This is a genomic window from Enterococcus avium ATCC 14025, from assembly GCF_000406965.1.
GTDB classification, from domain to species: Bacteria; Bacillota; Bacilli; order Lactobacillales; family Enterococcaceae; genus Enterococcus_A; species Enterococcus_A avium.
The window spans coordinates 359,756-386,251 of the sequence record NZ_KE136366.1; the positions used below are offsets into that span (position 1 = coordinate 359,756).

The 26,496-nt window shown below is 39.1% G+C and carries 24 protein-coding genes, 1 rRNA gene and 1 other annotated feature; of the genes, 16 read left to right on the plus strand and 9 right to left on the minus strand.

Features of this window, described 5'->3' with window-relative positions:
- The first annotated feature begins 72 nt into the window (after nucleotides 1-72).
- From rplA to rplL, 3 genes are all read left to right on the plus strand, one after another.
- Nucleotides 73-762, plus strand: coding sequence for a 50S ribosomal protein L1 (gene rplA / locus OMU_RS19230; protein WP_016181527.1), 690 nt, complete (start codon nucleotides 73-75; stop codon nucleotides 760-762).
- A gap of 54 nt (nucleotides 763-816) precedes the next feature.
- Nucleotides 817-943, plus strand: a sequence feature (ribosomal protein L10 leader region).
- Nucleotides 944-986: 43 nt separating this feature from the next.
- Nucleotides 987-1,487 (plus strand): 50S ribosomal protein L10, encoded by a 501-nt coding sequence (gene rplJ / locus OMU_RS19235; RefSeq protein WP_016181528.1) that lies wholly within the window; start codon nucleotides 987-989, stop codon nucleotides 1,485-1,487.
- A gap of 53 nt (nucleotides 1,488-1,540) precedes the next feature.
- Nucleotides 1,541-1,909 (plus strand): 50S ribosomal protein L7/L12, encoded by a 369-nt coding sequence (gene rplL, locus OMU_RS19240; protein WP_016181529.1) that lies wholly within the window; start codon nucleotides 1,541-1,543, stop codon nucleotides 1,907-1,909.
- Between the two features lie 253 nt (nucleotides 1,910-2,162).
- On the opposite strand, the gene OMU_RS19245 is transcribed toward rplL, so the two are convergent.
- Nucleotides 2,163-2,786, minus strand: a complete 624-nt coding sequence (locus OMU_RS19245; RefSeq protein ID WP_016181530.1) for a hypothetical protein — start codon at nucleotides 2,784-2,786, stop codon at nucleotides 2,163-2,165.
- Between the two features lie 191 nt (nucleotides 2,787-2,977).
- Here OMU_RS19245 and OMU_RS19250 point away from each other — a divergent pair, with 191 nt between their 5' ends.
- The gene (locus OMU_RS19250) at nucleotides 2,978-3,379 is read left to right on the plus strand and encodes an organic hydroperoxide resistance protein (RefSeq protein ID WP_016181531.1); all 402 of its coding nucleotides are present in this window, start codon (nucleotides 2,978-2,980) and stop codon (nucleotides 3,377-3,379) included.
- A gap of 214 nt (nucleotides 3,380-3,593) precedes the next feature.
- Nucleotides 3,594-4,247, plus strand: coding sequence for an MIP/aquaporin family protein (locus OMU_RS19255; RefSeq protein ID WP_369905586.1), 654 nt, complete (start codon nucleotides 3,594-3,596; stop codon nucleotides 4,245-4,247).
- A gap of 126 nt (nucleotides 4,248-4,373) precedes the next feature.
- Here the strand turns inward: OMU_RS19255 and OMU_RS19260 are convergent, their stop codons facing one another.
- Both OMU_RS19260 and OMU_RS19265 read right to left on the minus strand, forming a co-directional pair.
- Nucleotides 4,374-4,802, minus strand: coding sequence for a DUF6442 family protein (locus tag OMU_RS19260; RefSeq protein WP_016181533.1), 429 nt, complete (start codon nucleotides 4,800-4,802; stop codon nucleotides 4,374-4,376).
- 164 nt (nucleotides 4,803-4,966) lie between these two features.
- Nucleotides 4,967-6,301, minus strand: coding sequence for an amino acid permease (locus tag OMU_RS19265; protein WP_016181534.1), 1,335 nt, complete (start codon nucleotides 6,299-6,301; stop codon nucleotides 4,967-4,969).
- Between the two features lie 456 nt (nucleotides 6,302-6,757).
- Here OMU_RS19265 and OMU_RS19270 point away from each other — a divergent pair, with 456 nt between their 5' ends.
- Nucleotides 6,758-7,000, plus strand: a complete 243-nt coding sequence (locus tag OMU_RS19270) for a GlsB/YeaQ/YmgE family stress response membrane protein (protein ID WP_016181535.1) — start codon at nucleotides 6,758-6,760, stop codon at nucleotides 6,998-7,000.
- Nucleotides 7,001-7,039: 39 nt separating this feature from the next.
- On the opposite strand, the gene OMU_RS19275 is transcribed toward OMU_RS19270, so the two are convergent.
- Nucleotides 7,040-7,981, minus strand: coding sequence for a 2-dehydropantoate 2-reductase (locus OMU_RS19275; RefSeq protein WP_016181536.1), 942 nt, complete (start codon nucleotides 7,979-7,981; stop codon nucleotides 7,040-7,042).
- Between the two features lie 266 nt (nucleotides 7,982-8,247).
- Here OMU_RS19275 and OMU_RS19280 point away from each other — a divergent pair, with 266 nt between their 5' ends.
- From OMU_RS19280 to OMU_RS19305, 6 genes are all read left to right on the plus strand, one after another.
- Nucleotides 8,248-9,306, plus strand: coding sequence for a DUF871 domain-containing protein (locus OMU_RS19280; RefSeq protein WP_016181537.1), 1,059 nt, complete (start codon nucleotides 8,248-8,250; stop codon nucleotides 9,304-9,306).
- Nucleotides 9,299-10,189: an N-acetylmuramic acid 6-phosphate etherase gene (gene murQ / locus OMU_RS19285; RefSeq protein WP_016181538.1), complete on the plus strand. Its 891-nt coding sequence runs from the start codon at nucleotides 9,299-9,301 to the stop codon at nucleotides 10,187-10,189. Before OMU_RS19280 ends, murQ begins: the two co-directional genes overlap by 8 nt.
- A 12-nt stretch (nucleotides 10,190-10,201) precedes the next feature.
- Nucleotides 10,202-12,154, plus strand: coding sequence for a glucose PTS transporter subunit IIA (locus OMU_RS19290; protein WP_016181539.1), 1,953 nt, complete (start codon nucleotides 10,202-10,204; stop codon nucleotides 12,152-12,154).
- Between the two features lie 111 nt (nucleotides 12,155-12,265).
- A complete protein-coding gene (locus tag OMU_RS19295; RefSeq protein ID WP_016181540.1) occupies nucleotides 12,266-12,583 on the plus strand; it encodes a DUF1905 domain-containing protein in 318 nt (105 codons plus the stop codon).
- A gap of 270 nt (nucleotides 12,584-12,853) precedes the next feature.
- Entirely contained in the window at nucleotides 12,854-13,528 is a 675-nt protein-coding gene (locus OMU_RS19300) for a vitamin B12 dependent-methionine synthase activation domain-containing protein (RefSeq protein ID WP_016181541.1), read from the plus strand.
- 4 nt (nucleotides 13,529-13,532) lie between these two features.
- A complete protein-coding gene (locus OMU_RS19305; protein WP_016181542.1) occupies nucleotides 13,533-15,908 on the plus strand; it encodes a homocysteine S-methyltransferase family protein in 2,376 nt (791 codons plus the stop codon).
- A gap of 71 nt (nucleotides 15,909-15,979) precedes the next feature.
- On the opposite strand, the gene OMU_RS19310 is transcribed toward OMU_RS19305, so the two are convergent.
- Complete coding sequence (locus OMU_RS19310; RefSeq protein ID WP_016181543.1) at nucleotides 15,980-16,831, minus strand: MurR/RpiR family transcriptional regulator; 852 nt, start codon at nucleotides 16,829-16,831, stop codon at nucleotides 15,980-15,982.
- A gap of 141 nt (nucleotides 16,832-16,972) precedes the next feature.
- On the opposite strand from OMU_RS19310, the gene OMU_RS19315 reads away from it, so the two are divergent.
- A complete protein-coding gene (locus OMU_RS19315; protein WP_016181544.1) occupies nucleotides 16,973-17,608 on the plus strand; it encodes a VTT domain-containing protein in 636 nt (211 codons plus the stop codon).
- A 49-nt stretch (nucleotides 17,609-17,657) separates the two neighbouring features.
- On the opposite strand, the gene OMU_RS19320 is transcribed toward OMU_RS19315, so the two are convergent.
- The 4 genes from OMU_RS19320 to OMU_RS19335 all read right to left on the minus strand — a co-directional run bounded on the left by OMU_RS19320 (nucleotide 17,658) and on the right by OMU_RS19335 (nucleotide 22,616).
- Nucleotides 17,658-18,452: a metallophosphoesterase gene (locus OMU_RS19320; protein WP_016181545.1), complete on the minus strand. Its 795-nt coding sequence runs from the start codon at nucleotides 18,450-18,452 to the stop codon at nucleotides 17,658-17,660.
- An 85-nt stretch (nucleotides 18,453-18,537) separates the two neighbouring features.
- Nucleotides 18,538-19,545, minus strand: a complete 1,008-nt coding sequence (locus OMU_RS19325; RefSeq protein ID WP_016181546.1) for a LacI family DNA-binding transcriptional regulator — start codon at nucleotides 19,543-19,545, stop codon at nucleotides 18,538-18,540.
- A gap of 133 nt (nucleotides 19,546-19,678) precedes the next feature.
- Nucleotides 19,679-20,338, minus strand: coding sequence for a beta-phosphoglucomutase (pgmB, locus tag OMU_RS19330; protein WP_016181547.1), 660 nt, complete (start codon nucleotides 20,336-20,338; stop codon nucleotides 19,679-19,681).
- Entirely contained in the window at nucleotides 20,331-22,616 is a 2,286-nt protein-coding gene (locus OMU_RS19335) for a glycoside hydrolase family 65 protein (RefSeq protein ID WP_016181548.1), read from the minus strand. The genes pgmB and OMU_RS19335 overlap by 8 nt, the downstream gene beginning before the upstream one ends.
- Nucleotides 22,617-22,839: 223 nt before the next feature.
- Here OMU_RS19335 and OMU_RS19340 point away from each other — a divergent pair, with 223 nt between their 5' ends.
- The 3 genes from OMU_RS19340 to OMU_RS19350 all read left to right on the plus strand — a co-directional run.
- Nucleotides 22,840-25,026, plus strand: a complete 2,187-nt coding sequence (locus OMU_RS19340; protein WP_016181549.1) for a PTS transporter subunit IIBC — start codon at nucleotides 22,840-22,842, stop codon at nucleotides 25,024-25,026.
- 24 nt (nucleotides 25,027-25,050) lie between these two features.
- Nucleotides 25,051-25,866, plus strand: coding sequence for an endonuclease/exonuclease/phosphatase family protein (locus OMU_RS19345; RefSeq protein ID WP_016181550.1), 816 nt, complete (start codon nucleotides 25,051-25,053; stop codon nucleotides 25,864-25,866).
- 422 nt (nucleotides 25,867-26,288) lie between these two features.
- Nucleotides 26,289-26,496: ribosomal RNA gene (locus tag OMU_RS19350) — 16S ribosomal RNA — on the plus strand; the annotation flags it as partial.

The following is a 26,496-nucleotide window of genomic DNA, read 5'->3' on the forward strand; positions in this document are numbered from 1 at the left end:
TTGGCTCCCTATCTAAAGATACGGAACACGTGGGAGGTTCTACCGTTATAACCACATCAAGGAGGAAACAAAATGGCTAAAAAGAGCAAAAAAATGCAAGATGCATTAAAAAAAGTTGATACTACTAAAGCTTACCCAGTTGCGGAAGCAGTAGCATTGGCAAAAGAAATTAACTTCGCGAAATTTGACGCAACGGTTGAAGTTGCTTATAAATTGAACGTTGATCCTAAAAAAGCAGACCAACAAATCCGTGGAGCAGTTGTGCTTCCAAACGGAACTGGTAAAACTCAAACTGTTTTAGTATTCGCTAAAGGCGAAAAAGCAAAAGAAGCTGAAGCCGCTGGCGCTGATTTCGTTGGCGACGACGACATGGTTGCAAAAATCCAAGGTGGATGGTTCGACTTTGACGTTGTTGTGGCAACACCTGATATGATGGCTACAGTTGGTAAATTAGGCCGTGTGCTTGGGCCAAAAGGTTTAATGCCTAACCCTAAAACTGGTACTGTAACAATGGATGTTACAAAAGCTGTTGAAGAAGTTAAAGCTGGTAAAGTAACGTACCGTGTTGATAAAGCTGGTAACGTTCATGTGCCAATCGGTAAAGTATCATTCGACGATGCGAAATTGGTTGAAAACTTTAACACAATCAACGAAACTTTAGTAAAAGCAAAACCTGCGACTGCTAAAGGTCAATACATCAAAAACATTTCAATGACAACAACATTTGGACCTGGTATCCATGTTGAACAAACTGCTATCTAATTAATTTTAGAAAAGTACTTGACTCGGCTAGCTTATCTATGATAAGTTAGTCGAGGTTAAATATTAACTGTACCGAAGACAGTAGGTGACGCAAGTCTTAATTTCCTACCGAGGACGTTTATTGAGAACATTCAATAGTCCCTCTATGTCTACGGTGGCATAGGGTATTTTTTTGCTTTTAGTAAAAAATGCTCTTCCATCAAAATCAGGAGGTGAAATATATAATGAGTGAAGTAGCAATCGCTAAAAAAGCCGCTATCGTTGATGAAGTCACTGAAAAATTCAGCGCAGCAGCTTCAGCCGTTATCGTTGATTACCGTGGTTTAACAGTAGAACAAGTGACTGATTTACGTAAACAATTACGCGACGCTAACGTTGAAATGAAAGTTATCAAAAATTCTATCTTGGTTCGTGCTGCTGAAAAAGCTGGCTTGAACGGATTAGAAGAAGTATTCTCAGGACCTACTGCAGTAGCATTTAGTAATGAGGATGTAGTTGCTCCAGCTAAAATTATCGACGAGTTCGCTAGTAAAGCTGACAAACTAGAAATCAAAGGCGGTATCATTGAAGGAAAAGTAGCTTCTATCGAAGAAATTACTGCTCTTGCAAAACTACCGAACCGCGATGGACTTCTTTCTATGCTATTATCTGTCCTTCAAGCGCCAGTCCGCAACGTGGCTTACGCTGTGAAAGCAGTCGCAGAAAAAGAAGAAGAAGTAGCTTAATCGCTGCATAAAATATAAACTAAAAAAACTTACCTAAACGGAGGAAATTTAAAATGGCATTGAACATTGAAAACATTGTCGAAGAACTTAAAGGCGCGACAATCTTAGAATTAAACGACTTAGTTAAAGCTATCGAAGACGAATTTGGCGTAACTGCTGCTGCTCCTGTAGCTGCTGCTGGCGCTGTTGCAGGTCCTGCTGCTGAAGAACAAACAGAATTTACTGTTGAATTAACAGCTGTTGGCGATCAAAAAGTTAAAGTTATCAAAGCAGTTCGTGAAGCAACTGGTCTTGGCTTGAAAGAAGCTAAAGCTGTAGTTGATGGCGCTCCTGCACCAGTTAAAGAAGATGTATCTAAAGAAGACGCTGAAGCACTTAAAGCTGCTTTAGAAGAAGTTGGCGCATCTGTAACATTAAAATAATCACTTTTGATTATTCAAAGGGAGATCTGATTTCAGGTCTCTCTTTTTTTTGCTTAAAGGAACATTTTTTCGATCACAGTGAAGCGTGAAAACAATAATGAAGTGAACATATTTTTGCTTCTATCACGGAATGAGAGAACCTTGTTTTATATGTGATGAGTAGTTTAAAAAATACGAATTAAATGATGCTTTTAACAGTGAAGCTAAAAAAGCCGAGCTATTGAAATGCTCGGCTAACAATAATAAATGTATTTTATTGTAGAACTTCTAGCATAACATCTGATTGGTCTGCTGGGACGTTTCCAGCATAATTCGGTGTAGCTAAAGAAAGTCTGCCATGTTTATTATGGAATAAGTATAGATTTCCAGATTGATTGTTTCTATTTGTTGCACCAGATATCTGAATACCAATCGAAAGCATGGTACTCACCTTAACTGTTCGAAATTCATTTGTCTCTGCTGAAAATATTCGGATTGATTTTACTGGGACATCTTGCATCCTAAAATTATAAACGGTCTCATTATTGGTATCAGCATTGAAAGTGATTTGGTTTGTGTTCGTGTTAATATTTATTGAATCAGGTACATTGATACCATTAAAATAGAAGGTCGCATACCCACCGAATTCATCAGCAGTAACGGTATCCACCTCAGACTGTTTAGTAGATGTGGATTCAGAAGAAAATAACTGGCTACTTGAACTACCGGACAAGGATGCTGCTGAATATGTGAAGCTCGATGAGCCTTTACTACGTTCTGAGCTTTCTGTTGTACTCGCTTCACTGGTAGAACTTTTATTAGATTCCTGTGATGGACCACGATTGCACCCAACAAGCAAGAACGATGTAACGAGACAAATCGAAAAAAACTTTTTCAAAGACAAACCTCCCTTCGTAATAAATTATAGCACTAAACAATTTTATTGTAATCGTTTACAAATAATTTGTCATTTTTACCAAAAATGCATCTTTGTTGAATTAAAACATTCAAGTTTTGAGCAATATCTTTGTATCATCAAGTAATAACGCGTAGACTATTAATCAAGAAGAAGAAAAGGACTGATGCTTTTTGAAAAAAATGTATGAAACAGCAATGATTAACCACGGCGGGCGTACTGGCGATGTTCAAGCGCCAAACGGTAGTATGAAAATGAAGATTGAGCCACCTTCTATTCACGCAGAAGGAACAAACCCTGAGCAACTTTTTGCGGCGGGTTACGCTTCTTGTTTCAACGGTGCAGTTCATCATATGTTGAAGGAACACAATCTTGAGTCAGATGCAGAAGTCAAGGCACGTGTATCCTTGTATCAACTAGATGACGGCGGTTATCAAATCGGAGTGATTTTGGAAACTTCATTACCTGGAGTAGAAAAAGAAGAAGCTCAAAAAATTATTGAAGAAGCACACGAATTTTGTCCCTATTCAAAAGCAACGCGGGGAAACATCGATGTAGAAGTTGAATTGGTCTAGCAAGTGCATCCCTCGAATTTTCGAGGGATTTTCTATTTTCATTGATTTTCATTGTATTGTGAAAATTAATGAAATAACGCTTTTTATCTAAAAAAAATTTCAGTTAATTAGCAAAAAAGAGAAAAAAATAAGAGGCTATTCTTATCACTTTACAAAAAATTGGGAATTAACTAAACTTGAATCTCAATGATTTTGTAAAGGATGTGTTATGAAAATGAAGAAATACTTAGCAGAATTTCTAGGTACCTTTATGCTAGTTTTTCTAGGAACTGGTACAGTCGTTGTTGCTAAAGGTGGCACGCTGACGATTGGTTTAGCTTTTGGTTTGGCGATCACGATTATGGCGTATGCTGTGGGTGGTATTTCAGGAGGAAACTTCAATCCCGGTGTATCTATTGCAATGATGATCAACAAACGTCTAAAAGTGAAGGATGGGATTTTTTATATCATCGCCCAAGCATTAGGTTCGATTGTAGCTTCAGCAATTTTATTTATTTATGTTCATGCGCTAAAATTACCTAGCGACGGCTTTGGTCAAACGGATTTTCCTAACATCAGTGCTGCTCAAGCATTTGGTGTAGAAACATTAATCACTTTCCTATTCGTATTCGTAATCTTAATGGTTACGAGTGAAAAATACGGCAATGCTCAAATGGCTCCGTTAGCCATCGGTATCACGTTAGCATTCTTGATTATCGTTGCTTTAAATTTAACTGGTGGGTCATTGAATGCTGCTCGTAGTTTAGGACCAGCTATTTTTGCTGGCGGCAGTGCTTTATCACACTATTGGGTATACTTACTAGCACCAACATTAGGAGCTGTGATTGCTGCATTTGTTGCGAAATTCATGGTCAGTGAAGAAAAATAATTTTTTATTGAAGGCGATCATGAAGGTCGTCTTTTTTGTATATGTAAATCAATAAAAAAGAAATTTCATTCCAATAGAAAAACGAGCGGAACTCAGTATCCTGCTCGTTTTTTGCATTTAAATGAATCAAAGCGTTTTTTGAATTTTTGTGAGGTGGTATAGATAGTACCCAATAACGAAAAGGTAAGCAATAACCATCGGAATTATGACGTTAAAGGAGATGCCCATTAAAGCGAAGGTTAATAATAACGCAGAGTAAATATACAACATAATATCGAAACCTTTTGCTTTGGCCATATTTCCGATCATTACGTTTCGTTCATCTTTCGTGTCGATTTCAACTTGCTTAGCTAGTTTGGGATTTTTTTCGATTGTTTTTTTACTGACGAAGTCTCCGATTCCATTTCCAAATAAACCGCATCCTAATCCGATGCAAAGATAAGGTAAAGTTTTCATAATACCTTGAGAATTATCAACTGTTTTTATTAAATAGAAACCTACACCGATCAACGTCACACCTGCTAGAGTGATCAATAGTTCTTTTGTCTTCTTCATTATTCTTCCTCCTCCCGTAAAGGAACAATCTATAAAGTATTTGATTAAGGAAAGTTTACTTTACATTTATAGTATAAAGCACAATGTTGTTTATGTAAAGCATGCTTTCCATAACGTGTAAAATAAAAGTCGCATCGATCCAGAATAGATCGATACGACAAGTTTTAGATGTGTTCAGAAACTGTAGCTGACTGTTTTTTACGATAGCTGAAAAGAATGATTAAGTAGATACATGCGGTAAAAAGTGTTACTCCAATTGGATTATTCATCAGAATGCCAACGAAGATTAATCCCAAAACAAGGATTACTAATCCACTAAAGAATTTTTCGGCCTTTGTCCCTTTTTTTAAGGCCAATACAAAGACTGCCACACTGATTAGTAACCAAGTTAGTAAAACGGAATACGATAATGACCCCACCAAATAATTAAACAACTTATTTCCTAGAAAATAGGACAAGATGACTCCAAGGTAAAGAGTACCTGTACAGAATAAAACGGCACGTTGAGGTACTTGATGCTTATTCAAAACAGCTAACTTTGAAGTAAAGCCGGCATTTTCTTTCACTCGGAAGTATAGCGTTCTAGAAGAAGCGTAGACACCTGAGTTGATCGAAGAAAATAGAGCTAACACAATTACAAAGTTTACAATGTCAATAGCAAACGGAATATGCATTTTTTGAAAGACCATCACGAACGGGCTAGCAGTAGTTGACGCCAAAGTATCCCAACGATAGATAATCAAAAGCAAGACCATCGGCACAATATAAAAAGAGATAATTCTTCCCATTACACCTTTGATGGCTTTAGGGATTGCTGTTTTAGGATTCTCTGTTTCACTAACAGTAATTGCGATCAATTCAGAACCGCCATAAGAATAAATTACGACGAGAAGAGAATTGACAAGACCGTTTAATCCATGAGGTGTGAAGCCACCGTGACTGTTCATGCGAGATATCGTATCGACAAAACCAATATCAAAAATCTCACGTCCGACTAAATAAGCGCTAAAAACGATCAAAATTATAATAACAGCGATTTTGATGAAAGCTAACCAATACTCTGTTTCTGCAAATAGTCGAACAGAGTACAAATTGATTAACGTAGTCAGTAGAGCTAGGATTAGCACAAATACCCAAGAGGGAACGTGTGGAAACCACAGCTGCATAAAGCTTGCTGCCGCAACTGCTTCAGCGATAATATTGACCATCCATAAGGACCAGTACAACCAATCAATAAAATCAGCCGTTCTTTCGCCAAGGAAAGGTTTGATGATTCCTGACAAACCTTGAACATTGTCGCTGTCCAAGACTAAACGTCCCAGTCCATTCATCACAATAAAGAGAACTAAACCGCCTAGTAGAAAGGCCAGGATTACGGAAGGACCAGCAATTCCGATCGCCTCTCCGCTGCCTTTGAATAATCCTGCGCCAATCGCGCCGCCTAACGCCAACATCATGATGTGACGAGAGGTCATTTGTTTTTGTAATTTATTTTCCATTAGAATGCCTCGTTTCAATAATAGATAGAATAGTTTGTAGATTTGAAATATTCTGATAATTATTTGACTATAATACCAAAATATTCTGACAATTCTACTTTCATGAAAAATATTTCATTTTATTTTCATTTAGCAGCTATAAATGGCTAGTGTTAGTTATTTTATAAGCTAAATTAAATGAAATTTGATCAAATAAGCGGTTAAAACTTTTTTCGTTAATTAAATCAGTTGAAAATCTTCATTTTCTAATACTTTACTGTTTTTCCTTTCAATTTTTTCTCAGCTTAGGAAATTTATGAAATTAGTAACGAAATAGCCATAAATGCTGATTCTATAGTGTTTTTATAGTGTTTAATAAAAGTAAACTATTGATTTTCAAGCAAGATAATAGGAAAAAAGGAATCTTATTTGTAACATAATAGAGTAATTATTTTATATAGAAAGAGGGAGAGAAGAATGAGTTGGTTATGGACATTAATTATTGGCGCATTGATCGGTGTAATCGCTGGAGCAATTACTAAAAAAGGTGGTTCAATGGGATGGATCGCTAATATTGTTGCCGGTTTAGTAGGTTCTGCAATTGGTCAAGCCTTACTTGGCTCATGGGGCCCTAGCTTAGCAGGTATGGCACTGGTTCCTTCTATTATTGGTGCTGTGATTGTTGTTGCAGTGGTTTCATTCTTTATTGGAAGAAAATAGAAATATGGACTCAAAATAAAAAAGCGCAAAGGCGCTTTTTTATTTTGCATTCAACAATTCTTCTTTGGCATGGATCAGTTGAGTCAAAAAGGCACAGTAGGGTGTATCGATTTGATAGTTCTTGCCTTTTTGCCAAACGGCACCATTGATATAGTCAATCTCTGTTTTCCGATGATTGCGAATCAAGTCCTGATACATTGATGGAAAATGCAATCCTTGTGTTTTGACATCATAAGTGGCTTCGATCGCTTGAATGACTTGTGCTTGATTTAGTTCAATTCCTTCAGCTTTAGCGACTGCGGCAAACTCACCGACAATTGTTTCAATGAAATTTCTAGCTACACTTAGTGAACCAAACTCAGCGATATTACAATCTAAAATTGTACATAATCCATTCAGAGTACCATTGATACAGGCCTTTTTCCAAATGGAGTAGCGCACATTATTACTATAGATGGGATTTAGTTTTGCTTTTTGAAAAACTTCCAAGACCTTCAAAGTAAAAGCTTTTCCTTTCGGATCTAAATTTTCCATTTCGATACTACCTGTCCCGACAAGTTTTGCATGACCAGGACCGGCTAGACCAGCTGTCCAAGTGGTTGTACCGAAAATAATATTTTCTTTTGGCACGAATTTTGACAGAGTTTCTTCATGTCCCAAACCATTTAATAGGCAAAAGACGAACGTGCTTTTACCGATGATTGGCTGTATATCCTGAAACATTGCTTCAAGCTGCATCGATTTGGTTAAAGCAACGACTAAATCAACGTTGGCATGATCCTCTACGATTTCTTCGGGTGAATAAATCGGCAGATGAGCAATTACCTCATGATCTTCAAATTCTCCGATCAATCCTTTTTCACGTATAGCGTTAATATGATCCGGCCAGCGATCAATTAAAATGACCTCATTGCCAGCTTGATGAAGCATCAATCCGATGCGACTCCCCATAGCACCTGCTCCAGCAATTGCGATTTTCATATCTATAATTCCCCTTTCAAGTTCCATTGACTAGTATACATAAAAAGCCGTAAAAAGACGGATTAGGCGCTCAATTACGAAATGATATTTCATCAGTATATATATAATTATGAAATAGTATTGCATTTTGTACTGTTAGCGTTTATAATCACTTCATAAAGTTGAAATGGTTTTCACAGGGAGTGATGATTTTAGAATCTCCTGTAAAACAAGACTGTAAGACAACTTAGGAAACAGATATTTTCCTAGCCAAAAGGAGGAAGCTGATGTTTGGATTTTCAATTTTCTTAAATGAAGGATTAACAAGGGATACAACACAGTATATAAAGGAAATGGCAGAATACGGTTTTTCTGGTATTTTCACGTCCTTGCATATCCCGGAAGATGATGCATCGCAATATCGTAAGCGCTTGACTGATTTAGGATCTATCGCCAAAACCTATCAATTAGAGTTGATGGTTGATATCTCTGGTGAAGCGTTGGATCGCGCAGGTTTTTCCTTTAAGCATTTGAGAGAGCTTAAAGAAATTGGTGTGACAGGATTACGAATGGATTATCACATTAGTAATCAACAGATTGCTGAATTATCTCAAGAAATGACCATTGCATTGAATGCTTCGACGATTACTGAGATAGACATCCAAGAATTACGTGAAGCAAATGCGGACTTTGATCATCTAGAAGCTTGGCACAACTATTATCCAAGACCTGAAACCGCTTTAGACAAGGATTGGTATCACGAGAAAAACCAATGGTTGAAGGCTTATGGATTTACGATTCAAGGGTTTGTTCCAGGTGATGAAAAGCTGCGCGGTCCACTGTACCGAGGACTCCCAACTCTGGAAGAGCATCGCGGAATGCATCCTTTAGCAGCAGCTTTAGATTTATCAAACGAAACTGATAAAGTTTATATCGGTGACAGCGGGTTATCAAAAGAGGTCTTAAGACAATTTTCTTTCTATATAAAAGAAGAAGCGCTAAAACTAAGAGTGGAAGCATTTGATAAGCAAATTGAGTATGTTTTAGGTACACACATCAATCGTCAAGATGAAGCTCGAGATGTCATTCGCAGTGCTGAAGCTCGATTCAAAAAAATCCCGAATGTCGAGCCGCTATCGGTTAGGAAACGGGATGTTGGTGCTGTAACGATTGATAATGCTAAGTATTTGCGCTACATGGGGGAAATTCAAATTGTGAAGCGAGCACTGCCTGCCGATGAGAAAGTAAACGTTGTAGGACAGGTGATCGCTGAGGATCAGGCTTTAATCAATCATATTAAAGCAGGACAGAAATTTTATATAGAGAGTGTGGAAAAGAATGATTAATTTAGAAAACTTAACAACAGAACGACGTAATGAAACAACTTTTGGTTTAGATGAAATGAGTGTGGCAGAAGCCGTGCAATTGATGAATCAGGAAGATCATAATGTACCAGATGCAGTAGCAGAACAATTACCACAAATTGAAAAAGTAATTGAAGCAACAATCACCGCCTTCAAAAAGGATGGCCGTTTGATTTACATGGGCGCAGGAACCAGCGGACGTTTAGGCGTTTTGGATGCGGCAGAATGTGTACCAACTTTCGGTGTTGAGGCAGAAATGGTCGTTGGCTTGATCGCAGGTGGGGAACAGGCTATGACAGTAGCTGTTGAAGGAGCAGAAGACGACGCAGACTTAGGTGCACAGGATTTAAAAGATTTGCATTTGACTGAAAATGACATGGTTATCGGAATCGCTGCCAGCGGCCGGACACCTTATGTCATCGGCGGATTAGATTATGCTCGTTCAATCGGAGCTGCCACTGGAACAATTTCCTGTAATAAAGGTGCTGAGATCAGTAAACATGCGGATCTGCCAATTGAGGTCGATTGCGGACCAGAGTTCTTAACAGGCTCTACTCGTTTGAAATCAGGAACAGCACAAAAATTAATCTTGAACATGATTTCAACTATTAGCATGATTGGAATTGGTAAGGTCTATAACAACTTAATGGTAGACGTGAAGCCAACTAATGAAAAATTAGTCGAACGTTCAAAACGGATTATCATGCAAGCAACGGAGGCTGACTATGAAACGGCAGCACATTATTTTGCAGAAGCCGAACAAAATGTAAAATTAGCGATCGTGATGATTTTGACAGATAGTTCTAAAGAAGAAGCCGCTGAGAAACTAATCCGAGCTGACGGATTTGTTAAAAAGACAATTTAGGAGGGAAGAACAATGGCGAAAGATGAATTAACCTTGAACCAAATTGCTAAAAAAATATATGCTGGTGCAGGCGGAATGGAGAATGTCCAAAGTGTCGTTCATTGCATGACTCGCGTGCGGATGAGCGTTCGTGATGATAGTAAGGTCGATCAGGCTAAATTGAAGAATATTCCAGGTGTCTTAGGTGTGGTTGATGATGAGCAGTTACAAGTCATCATCGGTCCAGGAAAAGTCAATAAGGTCGCAAAAGAAATGGTCGATATGGCCGGTGTCGGACTTGGTGAGGAAATCCCTCAAGGCTCTGGTAAAGATAAAGTCAATGCAAAGGCAGCAGAAATGAAGGCGGCACAAAAAGCCAAGCAAAAGAACTCTCCCTTCAAAGCAGTTTTAAAAGATATTTCTAACATTTTCGTTCCGATGATTCCAGCGTTTGTGGGGTCAGGTTTAGTTGCAGGGATTGCAGCGATTTTGACGAACTTAGTAACTGCCGGAACTATTGATGCAGCGAATTGGCAGCAAATTATTGATGTCATGAACATACTGAAAAACGGAATGTTTACTTATCTAGTTATTTTCACAGGTGTAAATTCTGCACAAGTCTTCGGTGCGAACCCAACACTGGGTGGAGTTATCGGAGCTGTCGTATTGTTAACAGGGATGAATCCTGAAGCGCCGATCAAGAACTTGTTTACAGGTGATGCTTTAGCCGCTGGACAAGGTGGAATTATCGGTGTAATCTTTGCCGTTTGGTTGTTATCGATTGTTGAGAAGCAATTGCACAAAATTATTCCTGATGCGGTGGATATTATCATAACGCCAATGCTTTCCTTACTCGTGATCGGTCTATTAGAAATTTTCTTGATCATGCCTTTAGCAGGATTCATTTCTAATGGTATGGTAGGCGGAATCAACTGGGTGCTATCAGTCGGTGGAGCATTTTCTGGTTTTGTCTTAGGTGCATTGTTCTTGCCAATGGTTATGTTTGGCTTGCATCAGATTCTTACGCCGATCCATATTCAAATGATCGGTGAAACTGGTAAAACATTATTGTTACCGATCTTAGCTATGGCTGGGGCAGGACAAGTCGGTGCAGCTTTTGCTCTTTGGATGAAACTACGCAAGGATAAAGAATTAACTGAAATGATCAAGGGTGCTTTACCTGTGGGGATTTTAGGTATTGGAGAACCATTAATTTACGGGGTAACGTTGCCGCTAGGTCGTCCCTTCATCACTGCTTGTATCGGTGGAGGTATCGGAGGCGGTGTGCTAGGGGCTCTTGGAGGTATCGGTGCAATTGCAATCGGACCTTCGGGTGTCGCGTTGATCCCATTGATCGCGAATGGTCGCTGGTGGGGGTATGTTCTAGGTTTGTTAGCGGCTTATGCTGGTGGTTTCGTAGCAACTTATTTCTTCGGTATTCCTAAAGATAAGCTGGCTGAGCAAAAGCTAGCAGAAACAACAGTTGTTGAAGCAAATGAATTAGCTGACAGACCTGTAGCTGCTCATACAACAAACATTTTTACAGCAGTAGCACAAGGTTCGGTACATCCATTAGAAGAAGCGGCAGATCCTGTTTTTGCTCAAAAAATGATGGGAGAAGGCTATTTTGTTGAGCCAACGGATGGTGCGATCTTCTCGCCTGTTGCCGGAAAAGTTTCAACAATTTCCCCGACAAAACACGCGATCGGTATCACGACAGACAGCGGATTAGAGGTCTTGCTACACATGGGCATCAATACGGTTGAATTAGATGGAAAACCATTTGAAGTGTTGACAAAAGAGGGACAAACAGTCACGCCTGAAACACAGATCGCTTCTGTTGATTTGGCTGAAATCAAACAAGCTGGAAAAGGTACATCAATGATGGTATTGATTACAAACATGAATGATGTTGCAACCCATGTCTTAGAAAAAACTGGTGCTGTCCATGCCTCAGAAGAAGTTTTTAAAGCAACTACAATATAGTCATAAAAAAGCGATGCTGTTTCGGCATCGCTTTTTTGTAGAAAACTGACACCGGTTGTCGCATTAGTTATGCTACACTTTTCTCAAAGACGAAGAAGGGGTGTTTCGCCTATGAAGGAACTAGGGATTAACTATCAATTTTCAGCAAAGGTCTGTCATCATTCTTCTTCACCAGAGATGCCTGGCTGGATGCTAGTTATACTCCCAAAGGAACTTTCCTTTGAGATTAGAAAGCTGTTCAAGGAGTTAGAGGAGGGCTGGGGACGCATGAAAGTGATAGCTCAAATCGGAAAAAGTGAATGGCGAACGGCCATCTGGTTTGATACCAAACAAGGAACTTATTTACTTCCAATCAAGGCAGAGATCAGGAAAAAAGAACAGATCGTAAAAGATCAGGTCGTAAATATTGTGATTATGATAAATATCTAAACAAAAGCGAGGAAGAATACGATTTCTTCCTCTTTTTTTTATCCTTAAGTAGTCACAAGAATTTTAAACAACATACTTTTAGGATATTATGAATTTTTTCACAATTAGTGATACTCATTCGGTGTTTTTTGTGCTATTCTCTAGAATAAGAATTTTAAAGAAAAGTGAATAACTAGTTAAGAGAAAGTGAGAAAAATAGCTTCGCTAGGATTCATTTTAACTTGAAGCAATGTTCGGTGAGATTGTAGTAAAACAAGGAGTATTTATACGATGGAGATAGTTTTGGATAAAAAAGAAATATTGCGTTATCTCGGTTATCGAAGCAAGCAAGAATTAACCACTGAAATGGATGTTCAAATTCTACAATTAATGGAGGAAATCAAACATGTTGCTGTTCCTCGCTATACGTTTCTAATTTTTCCTTGTCGTAGCAATGAAACAGAAAAAAGCATTCAAGTAGTGGGAACGGACTTGATTTTAGAAGGTAAAGCCATATACAATCATCTGAAGAATGCTAATAAGGTGGCTTTATTGGCGGCAACTTTAGGAATTGAAGTAGAACGGCAAATTCGTAAATATGAATTGACAGATATGAGCAAGTCCTTAATTTTAGATGCTTGTTGTGTGGAATACATTGAAAAAATTTGTGATTTAGCAGAGTGCGAAATTGAAAAAGAAGTGATTAATGAGCACTTAATTTTAAATCGTCGGTTTAGTCCCGGCTATGGAGATCTACCAATCGAGACACAAGCGAAATTTTTAGCAGTTACAGATGCGACAAAACGTGTAGGCATCAATTTGAGCGACAGTTTTTTGATGATTCCTCGCAAATCAGTTACTGCAATCATCGGTTTGTTTACTGATGAAAAATTAGCTCGTCCGCGACGAAAAAAACTCGCTTGCGGCGATTGTTTAATGAATAAAAATTGTGAATATCGAAGGTGAAAAAATGACAATTATCGAAGATTTGACTGAAAACAGATTGCTTTTTGATGGTGCGATGGGAACCATGCTGCAAAAAATGGGTCTGCCAGTGGGAATGGAGCCTGAATATTTCAATTTGAGCCATCCTGAAACGATTACGCAGATTCACCAAGAATACGTGGCAGCCGGAGCGGATGTTATTACCGCCAATACATTTCAAGCGAATCAAGTAAAATTGAAACAAACAGAGTTGCCAGAGATCATCGAAGCGGCGATCAACCTAGCAAGAGCGGCTCAACCGAAATACGTTGCTTATGATATGGGCCCCATAGGCCAATTGATGGCACCCATGGGAACCTTAAGTTTTGACCAAGCGTATGAAATGTTTCGAGAACAGGCTGTGTTGGCAGAAAAGGCCGGAGCAGATCTAGTAGTAATTGAGACAATGTCGGATTTATTGGAGACAAAGGCGGCAATTTTAGCAATCAAAGAAAATACCTCATTGCCGATTTTTTGCACGATGACATTTCAGGAAGATGGTCGAACTTTTGTCGGTACAGACCCCATAACAGCGGTTTTGACCTTGCAGTCATTAGGGATTGAGGCGGTTGGAGTAAACTGTTCTTTAGGTCCAAATGAACTATTGCCAATCGTGGATGAAATCTTAACTTATGCCAACATACCAGTGATGGTTCAAGCAAATGCTGGCTTGCCAGAAATGAAAGATGGTCAAACCTTTTATCCGTTGACGGTGGACGATTATGGTTTAGCTGTTGAGAAAATGCTGAAAAGCGGTGTTCGCATCGTAGGCGGTTGTTGCGGAACAAATCCGGAGTTTATTCAGAAAATTCGCCAACTGATTGATGACATCCCTCCAGTTGCTTTGACTCCGCAAAAAGTTACGGCCGTTACCTCTGGGAGTCAAACGATTGTTTTAAATGAAGGATTGCATTTAATTGGCGAACGAATCAATCCTACTGGGAAAAAACGTCTGAAAGAAGCGCTGAGGAAAAAAGATATAAGCTATATTTTGAAGGAAGGCTTGAAGCAAATTGAGGCTGGAGCGGATATTTTGGATGTCAATGTCGGTTTGCCGGAAATTGATGAAGCTGAGATGATGCAAAAAGTTGTTCAAGAGCTGCAAGGAATTGTCACAGCTCCTTTACAAATTGACAGCTCCAGTATCACAGCGATTGAGGCCGGAGCTCGTTACTATAATGGTAGACCATTGATCAATTCAGTAAACGGAAAAGAAGAAAGTATGCGGGAAATATTCCCGATTGCTAAAAAATATGGAGCAGTGGTTTTAGGGTTAGCGTTAGACGAAACGGGGATTCCTGATACGGCTGAAAAACGGTTGGCAGTAGCTGAAAAAATTGTTGAAACTGCTGCTAGTTATGGGATTGCCAAAGAAGATGTCATGATTGATCCGTTAGTGCTAACGGCATCCGCTCAACAAGAACAGGTACAGGTGACCCTAGATACGATCAAGCTGGTTCGAGAAAAATTGGGTGTATTGACTGTTGCTGGGTTAAGCAATGTTTCTTTTGGTCTGCCGAATCGGGAAAGTCTGAATGGGGTGTTTTTGGCGGCAGCCGTGGGGGCTGGACTTAATGCGCCGATTGTTAATCCCCTCTCAGATATTCTGATGCAAGTGGTGCAGGCATTAAAAGTCATTAATAACCAAGATCAGGATGCGATGGAGTATATTGCTAATAACCAACAAGTAATAGATCAGACAGCTTCTCTGGTTACGAGCGATCAAAAAAATACTGATGACTTGAAAACGTTGATTCTAAAAGGGCAAAAGGATGAAACGCCAACTTTAACAAAACGCTTATTAGAAACGAAAACCCCTCTGGAAATCGTTAATGATTATTTTATTCCTGCGTTAGATGAGGTAGGTTCAAAATTTGAAAAAGGTCTCCTGTTTTTGCCTCAACTGATGCAATCAGCTGAAGCGGTTCAGCGGTCACAAGAAGTATTAAAGCGGTATTTTGAGGCTAACGGACAGGAAACAGAATATAAAGGAAGAATTCTGTTAGCGACTGTACAGGGGGATATTCATGATATTGGTAAAAATATTGTGAAGATGGTGTTGGAAAATTATGGCTTTGAGGTAATTGATTTAGGAAAAGATGTACCAATTTCTATGGTGGTTGAGACACTCAAAAAAGAAAAGATTCAGTTGGCTGGCTTAAGTGCTTTGATGACAACGACGGTCCAAAACATGAAGAGCACGATTCAAGCCGCTAGAGAAGCAGGTTTAGATACAAAATTCATGGTGGGCGGAGCGGTGCTAAATGAAGAATACCGAGAATTTGTTGGTGCAGATTATTACGCCAAAGATGCTTTAAATAGTGTCACGATTGCGCAAGAATTCTTCCAAGACAAAAAATAAAACAGCCGAGTAAAATGGATGATTTCTAGACATTTTACTCGGCTTTTCTATTTTATAATGACTTCCTGCGGCTAAAAATATTTTTTTCGATATTCTTGGACGACCGCTCGTGTCGAATAAATTTTTTCAGCATTTTCTTTGTTGCGGCTGATATAGACATAGAACAATAAATCGATCGTAATGAACTGAGCTAAGATCGAATCTGTTGCGGCGCTACGGTAAGTTGCTTCGGTCGGACGTGAAGTTTGAAGACAAACGTTTGAAAGCTTGGCCAATGGATTTTGTCCGAACTGGGTCAGGGTAATGATTGGGATACCTAAGTCTTTGGCTGTTTCCGCTAAAGCGATCAGTTCGGAGGTCAATCCAGAATTTGAGACTAGCCAAATGACCGCTTCTTTTTGATGCAGGACTAGCTGCGGCAAAATGGTGTTGTAATCTTGTTCGCTAATAACATTCTTCCCTAAACGGCTCCATTTTTGAACAATGTCAGTTGCTGCTAAACTAGAGGCGCCAATTCCTAAAACATAACAAAATTCTTTTTCTTCCAATAGTTTGCAGGCCTCGAGAAAAACCTCTTCGTTGAACAGAGCTGTTGTCTCGTCAATGGTGAAGCGAGCGTTGCTGGCTAATTTGTTTTTTAAACTGTGAAATGATTCGTCGTGACCGACATCACTGTAGGTATTATTGCTGCGCTCCTGCATTGTTTCGGCAGAAAGCTCTATTTTAAAATCTGTTAGGCTATTGTAGCCCATCTTTTTTGAAAAACGAACAACCGTTGGTGCGCTTGCTCCAGAGGCTTCCGCAATTTCGTTGGCGGTCATACCTGAAGCTTTTTCACTATTGTCGCGAATGAATTGATAGATTTTTTTTTCAGCTGCAGACATTTCCTTCTGCATGCTTTTCATATGAGAAAGAACGCTCATAATGGACTCCTTTTAAACTTTTTTTCTATTATACCATTTTCCAAATAAATTTATTTTTTCTATAGAACGACAGATCCGTCTTTCTTTTTTCTTGAAAAGTCGTATGATAATAAATGAATCTTTTCTAAAGGAGTTTACTAGATGGCTTTGATTGATTTTATTTTGCATATCGATTCCCACATGGTGTCGTTGGTTCAGCAATATGGTGTTGGAATTTATCCAATTTTATTTGCAATTGTCTTTATTGAAACAGGTGTCGTGATCTTTCCATTCTTGCCTGGGGATTCATTTTTATTTGCAGCAGGCGCCTTAACTGCGTTAGGTGGAAATGTGCTGCATCTGCCATATGTGATTGCGATTTGTGTGATTGCTGCGATTTTGGGAGACACAATGAATTATTGGATTGGCCATACGATTGGCGTCAGAGCTTTGTATCATAGCCCGATTTCCCGCTTCATCAAAGAGGATAAAGTAAAAGAGGCGGAGAACTTCTTTAACGAACGTGGAAAATGGACGATCTTCTTGGGCCGTTTTATGCCATTTGTCCGCACGTTTATCCCGTTCATTGCCGGTTCAAGTAAAATGAATTGGGCCATTTTTTCAAGCTTTAATGTTTTTGGAGCTATCGTCTGGGGGACAGTGGTCACTCTGGCAGGTTATTTCTTAGGGAATATTCCAATTGTCAGTGAGCATTTTTCATTGATCATGCTAATGATTGTTTTTATTTCATTGGTGCCAATTATGATTCCGTATATCAAACAAAAAATCCGTGCATAAAAAAGAGTTTGAAGGTTCTCCGATACAGGAGGCGTTCAAACTCTTTTTTCTACAAATGGAAATATAAAATTTCGGGTATTACTCTGAAGCGTAGGGGAGGGCCTGTTGTTCCTAAACCTGTATTAACAACCAAGCTTGTTTGGGACGTCAAAGCATAAATGCCTTGATCATAGAGCTTTGACCCAAAATTTTTATACGGCAAGATCGGAAAACGAATTTGTCCACCATGGCTGTGTCCCGATAAGATCAAATCAAAACAATCAAGGTCTGGCAAATGCTGGACTTGATCAGGCTCATGTACCATAAGGATTGAAAAACGCGCATCTTTGGGTTGCGTATTGTAGTCAGGTTGCCCTTCCTGACCATCATCAATGCCAGTCAAACTTATTTGCTCTACCAGCGTACTTTGGTTGTTTAACAAAACGAAGCCGCCAGCAGCCAGTATTTCACTGACAGCATCTTGTCCGTTGGAACGATAATCATGATTGCCTAAAATCGCAAATTTCCCTTTAGGGGCGTTGATTTTAGTTAATTGTTGACTGATTATTTCACAATCTCGTGTTTCCCAATAGCGATAATTTTCAATTAAGTCGCCAGTGAATAATACGATATCTGGCTTTGCGGCGTTAAGTTTTTCGACGATTTTGTCAAAACGTTTTGGAGAATAAAAAGGGGAGAAGTGACTGTCGCTGATTTGCGCAATCATCAATCCTGTCTTTTTTCCTTCCTTGATATCTAGTGTTGTGTGCTTTGTGATCTTAAAATGCTTTTCGACCAATTGATAGGTGGAATATCGGCAATAGATCAGAAAGAGTACTGCGAGCACAATTAGGAAAAGAATCATCTATACCACTTTCTTTCTGATTTTTCGTCAGTATATCCAAAAGAAAGACCTGTCACAAGTTTGACAGGTCTTATTTAATGATTATTTAAATCGTACGGACTGTTTCACGTTGAATTAAATGATGTGGTACGACTAATTGGACACCCGTAGATTGCTTTTGGTCAATTTGTTCCATCAGTTTTTGTGTCCCTAATCGACCGAGATCTGAAATATCGATATCAATTGTCGTCAAGTAAGGATGAACTAATGTTGCAAAAATCGAATTATTGAAGCTGATAACTGACAGGTCATCAGGCACTTTATAGCCATGCAAGGTTGCCAGTTGGATCATCCGCAGCGCAAAAATATCATCGATCACGACCAACGCTGTTGCACCAGTTTCTTCAATTACTTCAGGGAACCTCGTATAATCTTCAGGCTGCAACATCGTTAGCGGTGGATGCGTGGGCAAACTTTGCAGCATCATCGCTTCTTGGTAGCCAAAGTAGCGTTCGAAGAAAATCACTTCTTGATTGACGTTCGAAACGAATAAAATATTTTTGTGGCCTTTTTCGATCAAGTGCTCTGTTGCTTGCTTGCCAAGTAACTGATTGTCATTATCGACATACAGAATATCTGCTTCTCTTTTTGGGGGACGCCCAATCAAAGTAAATGGTATTTTATTCTGATAGAGATATTCAGCAATTGGATCGTCCTTTTCTGAATAGGCTAAAATGAAGCCGTCAACTTGTTTTTGTCGATGCATCCGGGTGACGTTTTCTAGCAGTGTTTCACTATTATCCGATGAAGCTACAGCGGTCGTTACTTGGAAATCAGCCGCTGTTTCATTAACGGCATTCAGTAATTCTAAATAAAACGGGTTACCCAAGCGTTCACGGGAATTAAGCGGAGGCAAAATCACGCCTAAAGAGTTTGCCCGCTGTTTTCCAAGATTTCGCGCTGTTACATTTGGAAAATAGCCCATTTCATCCATAATCTTACGAACTCGTTGCTTCGTCTCAGCTGAAATACTAGGGTGATCATTAATGACGCGTGAAACCGTAGAAGGAGAGACATTCGCTTTTTTTGCCACGTCTTTTACTGTAGATGTCATATTTCGCTCTCCTTTCTCATTAATTATTTTCAAACCATATACCATTCAGCCGTATAATGAATAGTTTTATTTTTGCGAATACCAAGTAAATTGGTAAAAGCAGAGGGGATACAATCTCATTACTAGTGAGTACTTATTTATCCCATTGTTTTTCCAGAAATGCTAGTGTTAATTCGGAAGTTGATTCTACCAAGGCAATATCATCACCTAATTGTTCTGCTTGTCCGACACCAACGGGAAGGGCTCCGCAGGCTTTGATGGCAGCTATACCAGCCTGAGCATCCTCAATTCCAATACATTCATTTGGATCTAAGCCTACCACTTGTGCTGCTAAAATAAAAATATCCGGGGCAGGTTTTCCAGCCGCGACTTTTGCCGGATCGGCAATTCCGTCAAAATAGTCGGTCAATGCCATTTGTTTTAGTAGAAAAGGACCGTTTTTACTAGCCGATGCCAAAGAAATCTTGATTCCGGCATTCTTTAATTCTTTTAACAGCTCTAAAATTCCGGGATAAACGTCTTTAGGTGAAACAGCTTGAATCATTTCAACGTAATTGTCGTTTTTACTCTTTGCCAATTGCTGGAATTCTGTTTCAGAAAAATCACTTTCACGTTTACCATGCTCAAGGATCAACCGTAAAGAATCTTCACGGCTGACACCTTTGAGTTTCTCGTTGAATTCACGGTCAATCGTAATGCCTAGCTCATCAGCCAATTTTTTCCATGCAAGGTAATGATACTCAGCGGTATCCGTAATCACGCCATCTAAATCAAATAGTACACCTTTAAACATTTGATTCCTCCTGTTCTAACGGAACCGTGATTGTATCGCTCAAGATAATTTCTTTCTCATAAAGCATCATAGCTAAGGCAGCTCCATCTTTCAAGTCAATTTGTACTTCTTTTTGATTTACACTGACAGCTAACAGACGGCCACGGTAATTGATATGGAATGAATAATGATCCCATTCCTTTGGTAATAAAGGTGCAAAGCTTAATGTCCCAGTATTGGTTTTCATCTGCGCGAAGCCTTGGACTATAGCTAACCAGCTGCCAGTCATGGAAGTGATGTGCAAACCGTCGTCTGTATCGTTGTTGTAATTATCTAGGTCTAAGCGAGCCGTTCTTTGATACATTTCCATTGATTTATCTGTTAATCCAAGTTCCGCAGCCAAGATCGCGTGAATCGAAGGCGATAGTGAAGACTCATGGACAGTCATTGGTTCATAAAACTCGAAGTTTTTTCGTTTTTCTTCAAGTGTAAATTGATCGCCAAAGAAATAGATTCCTTGTAAAACATCCGCTTGCTTAATGAAGCAAGAACGTAAAATCTTATCCCAAGACCAATTTTGGTTCAACGGTCGATCTTCTGGAGACAAGTCAGAAACAGGCATTAAATCTTTGTCTAAGAAGGTATCATGCTGTACGAAAATACCTAATTCTTCATCTGTTGGGAAGTACATATGATCGATGATATCTTGCCACTTGGCTTGTTCTTCAGCAGAGATCGATACGGTCGTTTGTGCTTGATATTTTTGATAATTTTCCAGTGTATAGGATAGTACCCAACTTGCTAAATAATTAGTGTACCAATTGTTGTTAATATTATTTTCGTATTCATTAGGACCTGTCACACCATGAATCATGTATTTTTGCTGACGTTTCGAATAATGTACTCGATCCGCCCAGAAACGAGCAATCTCTGTTAATACTTCAAGACCTTCTTTTTGAATATAGCTTTCGTCACCTGTATAAGTTGTGTAGTTATAAATTGCGTGAGCGATAGCCCCATTTCGATGGATTTCTTCAAAGGTGATTTCCCATTCATTGTGACATTCAACCCCAGTAAAGGTAACCATTGGATATAAAGCACCATTCAGACCTTGCTGACGAGCATTGTGCTGTGCCTGCGGCAATTGATTGTGACGATATTTTAACAAATTTTTCGTTACATTTGGATCAGAAATACCCAGATACATTGGAACTGCGTAAGCCTCGGTATCCCAATAGGTTGCACCACCATATTTTTCACCAGTGAAGCCCTTTGGTCCAATATTTAATCGTTCATCTTCACCGTAGTAGGTAGAGAATAGTTGGAAAATATTGAAACGAATTCCTTGCTGTGCCTCGTCATCTCCACCGATCAATACATCCGCCAATGCCCACCGATTTGCCCAAGCCTCATTTTGCTCTGCCAATAAGTCTTCATAAGTAGTAGCGTAGTCTGTTAATAATGCTATGGCTTTTTCGCTTTGTTCTGTTTCTGGTACATCACGGCTTGTTAAGACCACAACTCGCTTTTCAAGTTGAATAGTTTGATTTGCTTTCAAAGCATAGGTGAAGGTTTCAGCAACTTCTAGCGTATCATCCTGTTGAAGTCCGATTGAAGAACTAATATGTTGCATAGCGCCAGTTACAGAGAATTGTTCGATGCCAAAATTATTTGGTACCGTCTGCGTTGTCAGAAAGCTGATATCTTCTTGGTGTCCGCGTCCTTTTTCCAACCAAAACATTTCTTCATAGTTACTGTCTTCGTTTTGAACATTATTGTCTAGTTTAGACACGACCTTTAGCTCTGCTTCGCCAATTAAACACTCTACAGTAAGCCGAATCACCGCAAGTTCTTTTTTGACGACACTTAAAAAGCGCTCGAAAGTAAAACGAATTTTTGCATGATCAATTGTTACAATGAAGGTACGAGTAAGAACACCATTTTGCATGTTCAACTCCAAATCGAAATCTTCGATGTCCATCACTGCTAAATCAATCTCTCGATCATTTACGAATAACTTCATTTGAATGAAATCCAACGCGTTGATTACTTTGCCGAAATATTCAGGATAGCCGTTCTTCCACCAGCCAACACGGGTTTTATCGGGATACCAGATACCAGCAAGATAGGTGCCTTGATGATGGTCACCACTATATGTTTCTTCAAAATTTCCTCGCATTCCCATGTATCCGTTTCCTATACTAGTTAATGATTCTTGTAGGCGACGGTTTTCTTTATCTAACTGAGTTGTTCTAATCCTCCAAGGGTCAATTTCAAAGAGACGCTGAACTTTTTTCATAATAAGTCCTCCTTATGTTTTCTTACTCTCATAATAAACGCAACCGGTTGCGCGAGTCAAGCATTAGTTCACTGAATTGGAAAGATAAGTCCTTTCATAATTTTGGTACTTTTAAAAACATTTCAGCTGAAAGAGTTTACAAATTTTGTTTATGAGTATATAATGCAAATTAACGAAACCGATTGCACAAAATGAGTAATCGAAAAAAATAGGAGGAACAAATATGAAAGGGATCAAAAAGCTCTTTAGTTTTGAATTTTGGCAAAAATTCGGGAAGGCACTGATGGTGGTAATCGCGGTAATGCCAGCGGCGGGATTAATGATCAGTATCGGAAAATCGCTACCGTTAATCAATGAGAATCTCGGATGGTTAGTTACAACTGGTGGCGTAGTCGAAAATATTGGTTGGGCCATCATTGGAAATCTACATTTATTATTTGCATTAGCAATTGGCGGAAGCTGGGCGAAGGAGCGAGCTGGCGGTGCGTTTGCAGCGGGGCTATCATTCATTCTAATTAATCGAATAACTGGCTCGATCTTTGGCATCACTTCTGAGATGTTAGCCGATCCAAATGCAATGACTCACACCTTATTTGGACAAAAAATAATGGTTGATGGCTATTTTACAAGTGTTTTAGAAGCACCAGCATTGAATATGGGTGTTTTTGTCGGAATCATCGCCGGTTTTGTTGGAGCAACTGCCTACAATAAGTACTACAATTTCAGAAAATTACCTGAAGTGTTGACTTTCTTCAATGGGAAACGTTTTGTTCCGTTTGTTGTTATCTTGCGTTCAGTGATTGTTGCTTTGGTTTTAGCCTTTCTATGGCCGATTATCCAAACGGGGATCAACGAGTTTGGTAAATGGATCGCAAACTCTCAAGAAACTGCACCGATCCTGGCACCATTTCTATATGGAACGCTGGAACGATTACTCTTGCCGTTCGGGTTGCATCATATGTTGACAATTCCGATGAATTATACGCAATTGGGTGGTACTTACGAGATACTGACTGGCGCACAAGCTGGAAGTCAAGTATTAGGGCAAGATCCATTATGGTTAGCTTGGGCAACAGATTTAGTTAATTTGAAAAATGGTGGAGACATGTCTCAATATCAGCAAGTATTGACTCAATGGACTCCAGCACGATTCAAAGTTGGACAGATGATCGGTTCTTCAGGTATCTTGATGGGCTTAACCTTAGCAATGTATCGAAATGTCGATCCTGATAAAAAGAAAAAATATAAATCAATGTTCTTATCAGCGGCAGTAGCAGTTTTCCTAACTGGAGTAACAGAGCCATTGGAGTTCATGTTTATGTTTGTGGCGGTTCCTTTATATGCATGCTACGCAGTGATTCAAGGGGCAGCTTTTGCAATGGCAGATTTAATCAATCTACGTGTTCACTCATTTGGGAATATCGAATTATTAACCCGTGTACCGATGGCATTGCGAGCAGGACTTGGTAATGATTTACTTAACTTTGTATTAACAAGTATTGCATTTGGAGTATTTACTTACTTCTTTGCGAACTTCATGATTAAAAAATTCAACTTTGCGACACCAGGAAGAAATGGAAACTACGAAGTTGATAATGAAGAAGCAACTAATACTACAAGCGATGGATCAGTATCAGCGGACTCGCAAATTGTGAAAATCATCAATTTGCTAGGAGGCCCACAAAATATTACCGATGTGGATGCTTGTATGACACGCTTACGGGTGACAGTAGCGGATAAGAACAGCGTTGGCAGTGAAGAGGCTTGGAAAAAAGCAGGAGCAATGGGACTTTTGGTCAAAGACAACGGTGTTCAAGCTGTTTATGGGCCTAAAGCAGATATATTGAAATCAGATATTCAGGATTTGTTGGATTCAGGTGTTGAAATTCCTAAAAGTGCTAGTCAGGAAGAGTCGACTGTACAGGAAAAGAACGCCAGCACATCGTTTAAAGGATTGCATGCGGAGTTCGTAGCTCCAGCAAATGGTGAGATGATTCCGATCGATAAAGTAGAAGATGACGTTTTTTCTCAAAAAATGATGGGTGAGGGATTTGCCGTTGTACCGGAAAACGGTGAAATTGCTAGTCCAGTTTCAGGAACAATTGTGTCTGTATTCCCAACAAAACACGCTATTGGCATCAAGACTGATGATGACATCGAAGTATTACTTCATATGGGAATTGATACGGTAGATTTAGGCGGTGAAGCATTTGAAATCAAAGTACGAGAAGGGGAAAAAGTCAAAGCGGGGAAAGTTGTAGCAACAGCTGATTTAGCGAAAATTCAAAAAGCCGGCAAAATGACTACGATGATCGTTGTATTTACAAATGGTGACAAAATTAAGGATTACCATTATGCTAAGACTGGACTCGTTTCTCGTGGGGAAACGATTGGAACAATCGACTATTAAAGTGAGGCGAGAGCAATCAAAGTATTGACCTTGAATACTCATAGCTGGATGGAAGGAAACGACCAACAGCAAATTGAGGTGCTAGCGAACCGTATTGCAAAAGAGAATTATGATCTGATCGGCCTGCAAGAAGTAAATCAGCTTCTTGTAAGTCCGTTAGCAAACGTAGACCAATACTTTCAACCAACGAAAGAACAGGAAGCCATTCATCAAGATAATTTTATATTTCTATTGACTGAGCGGTTGAAGGAATTAGGATGCAGCTATTATTGGAACTGGACGTATAATCACGTTGGCTATGACATTTATCATGAAGGCATCGGTTTATTGTCAAAGACACCACTAAACGTGGAAAGCTTGTTGATTTCAGAAAGTCATGATCCGAGTGATTATCATACGAGAAAAGTGGTAATAGGTGAAACAATAATTAATGATCAAAAGATAATAGTAGTAAGCAGCCATTTTTCTTGGTGGCAAACGACAAAAAAAGCTTTTGCTTATGAATGGCGAAAGTTGGAGCAGTTTTTAGTAGAAAAACAAGGAAAGCAGATCATTATGGGCGATTTCAATAATGACGCGAAAACAAGCGGTGAGGGTTATGATTTGGTCGATAAAAGTATTCTTGATTTACAGGATGCTTTTATTCATGCCAAAGTAAAGCTCGGTGAAAACACGGTTGAAGAATCAATTGATGGTTGGGCAGGAAATACGGCAAAATTGAGAATCGACTATATTTTTGCCTCTCGTAACTTTGAAATAGAAAGTTATCAAGTGGTTTTTGATGGGGAAAATGAGGTTGTAATTAGTGATCATTATGGTGTAGAAGCAACAATGGGCTAGCGAATTGCTAGTCCATTTTCTATTTATTTGAAATTATTTTGAAAAACGACTGAAAAGTATTTGACATTATTTTTCAATATGATATTATCAATAGCGTTGCTGAAACATGTTGATACGACAATGAAAAATAATTGTTGACAAGCTTTTTGTTGAATGTTATTATTTCAAAGTTGTCAATTGGATTTCAAAACTTTTTCAAAATTAATTGAAAAAGTTGTTGACTTTCAAACGGCAACCTGTTAAGATATAAAAGTTGCTGAAACAAAGCGACAAACAATGTAGACCTTTGAAAATTGAACGAATAAAACAAACCAAATGTGTAGGGCGCTTCTATTAATAGAAGCAAACAACATAGCAAGCAATATGCTAGCAAGTCAATTATTACAATTGAGCTTAACAGTCGGAAGACTGTTTCAAACACTTTTTATGAGAGTTTGATCCTGGCTCAGGACGAACGCTGGCGGCGTGCCTAATACATGCAAGTCGAACGCTTTTTCTTTCACCGGAGCTTGCTCCACCGAAAGAAAAGGAGTGGCGAACGGGTGAGTAACACGTGGGTAACCTGCCCATCAGAAGGGGATAACACTTGGAAACAGGTGCTAATACCGTATAACAATCGAAACCGCATGG

Coding starts and splice junctions, on each gene's coding strand:
- OMU_RS19325 (WP_016181546.1), bottom strand. CDS start 19,545: ATGACATCTACAGTAAAAGACGTGGCAAAAAAAGCGAATGTCTCTCCT.
- OMU_RS19335 (WP_016181548.1), bottom strand. CDS start 22,616: ATGAAAAAAGTTCAGCGTCTCTTTGAAATTGACCCTTGGAGGATTAGA.
- OMU_RS19265 (WP_016181534.1), bottom strand. CDS start 6,301: ATGGAAAATAAATTACAAAAACAAATGACCTCTCGTCACATCATGATG.
- OMU_RS19340 (WP_016181549.1), top strand. CDS start 22,840: ATGAAAGGGATCAAAAAGCTCTTTAGTTTTGAATTTTGGCAAAAATTC.
- OMU_RS19270 (WP_016181535.1), top strand. CDS start 6,758: ATGAGTTGGTTATGGACATTAATTATTGGCGCATTGATCGGTGTAATC.
- rplJ (WP_016181528.1), top strand. CDS start 987: ATGAGTGAAGTAGCAATCGCTAAAAAAGCCGCTATCGTTGATGAAGTC.
- rplA (WP_016181527.1), top strand. CDS start 73: ATGGCTAAAAAGAGCAAAAAAATGCAAGATGCATTAAAAAAAGTTGAT.
- OMU_RS19255 (WP_369905586.1), top strand. CDS start 3,594: ATGAAGAAATACTTAGCAGAATTTCTAGGTACCTTTATGCTAGTTTTT.
- OMU_RS19275 (WP_016181536.1), bottom strand. CDS start 7,981: ATGAAAATCGCAATTGCTGGAGCAGGTGCTATGGGGAGTCGCATCGGA.
- OMU_RS19305 (WP_016181542.1), top strand. CDS start 13,533: ATGACAATTATCGAAGATTTGACTGAAAACAGATTGCTTTTTGATGGT.
- rplL (WP_016181529.1), top strand. CDS start 1,541: ATGGCATTGAACATTGAAAACATTGTCGAAGAACTTAAAGGCGCGACA.
- OMU_RS19310 (WP_016181543.1), bottom strand. CDS start 16,831: ATGAGCGTTCTTTCTCATATGAAAAGCATGCAGAAGGAAATGTCTGCA.
- OMU_RS19300 (WP_016181541.1), top strand. CDS start 12,854: ATGGAGATAGTTTTGGATAAAAAAGAAATATTGCGTTATCTCGGTTAT.
- pgmB (WP_016181547.1), bottom strand. CDS start 20,338: ATGTTTAAAGGTGTACTATTTGATTTAGATGGCGTGATTACGGATACC.
- OMU_RS19320 (WP_016181545.1), bottom strand. CDS start 18,452: ATGATTCTTTTCCTAATTGTGCTCGCAGTACTCTTTCTGATCTATTGC.
- OMU_RS19280 (WP_016181537.1), top strand. CDS start 8,248: ATGTTTGGATTTTCAATTTTCTTAAATGAAGGATTAACAAGGGATACA.
- OMU_RS19260 (WP_016181533.1), bottom strand. CDS start 4,802: ATGAAGAAGACAAAAGAACTATTGATCACTCTAGCAGGTGTGACGTTG.
- OMU_RS19290 (WP_016181539.1), top strand. CDS start 10,202: ATGGCGAAAGATGAATTAACCTTGAACCAAATTGCTAAAAAAATATAT.
- OMU_RS19315 (WP_016181544.1), top strand. CDS start 16,973: ATGGCTTTGATTGATTTTATTTTGCATATCGATTCCCACATGGTGTCG.
- OMU_RS19295 (WP_016181540.1), top strand. CDS start 12,266: ATGAAGGAACTAGGGATTAACTATCAATTTTCAGCAAAGGTCTGTCAT.
- murQ (WP_016181538.1), top strand. CDS start 9,299: ATGATTAATTTAGAAAACTTAACAACAGAACGACGTAATGAAACAACT.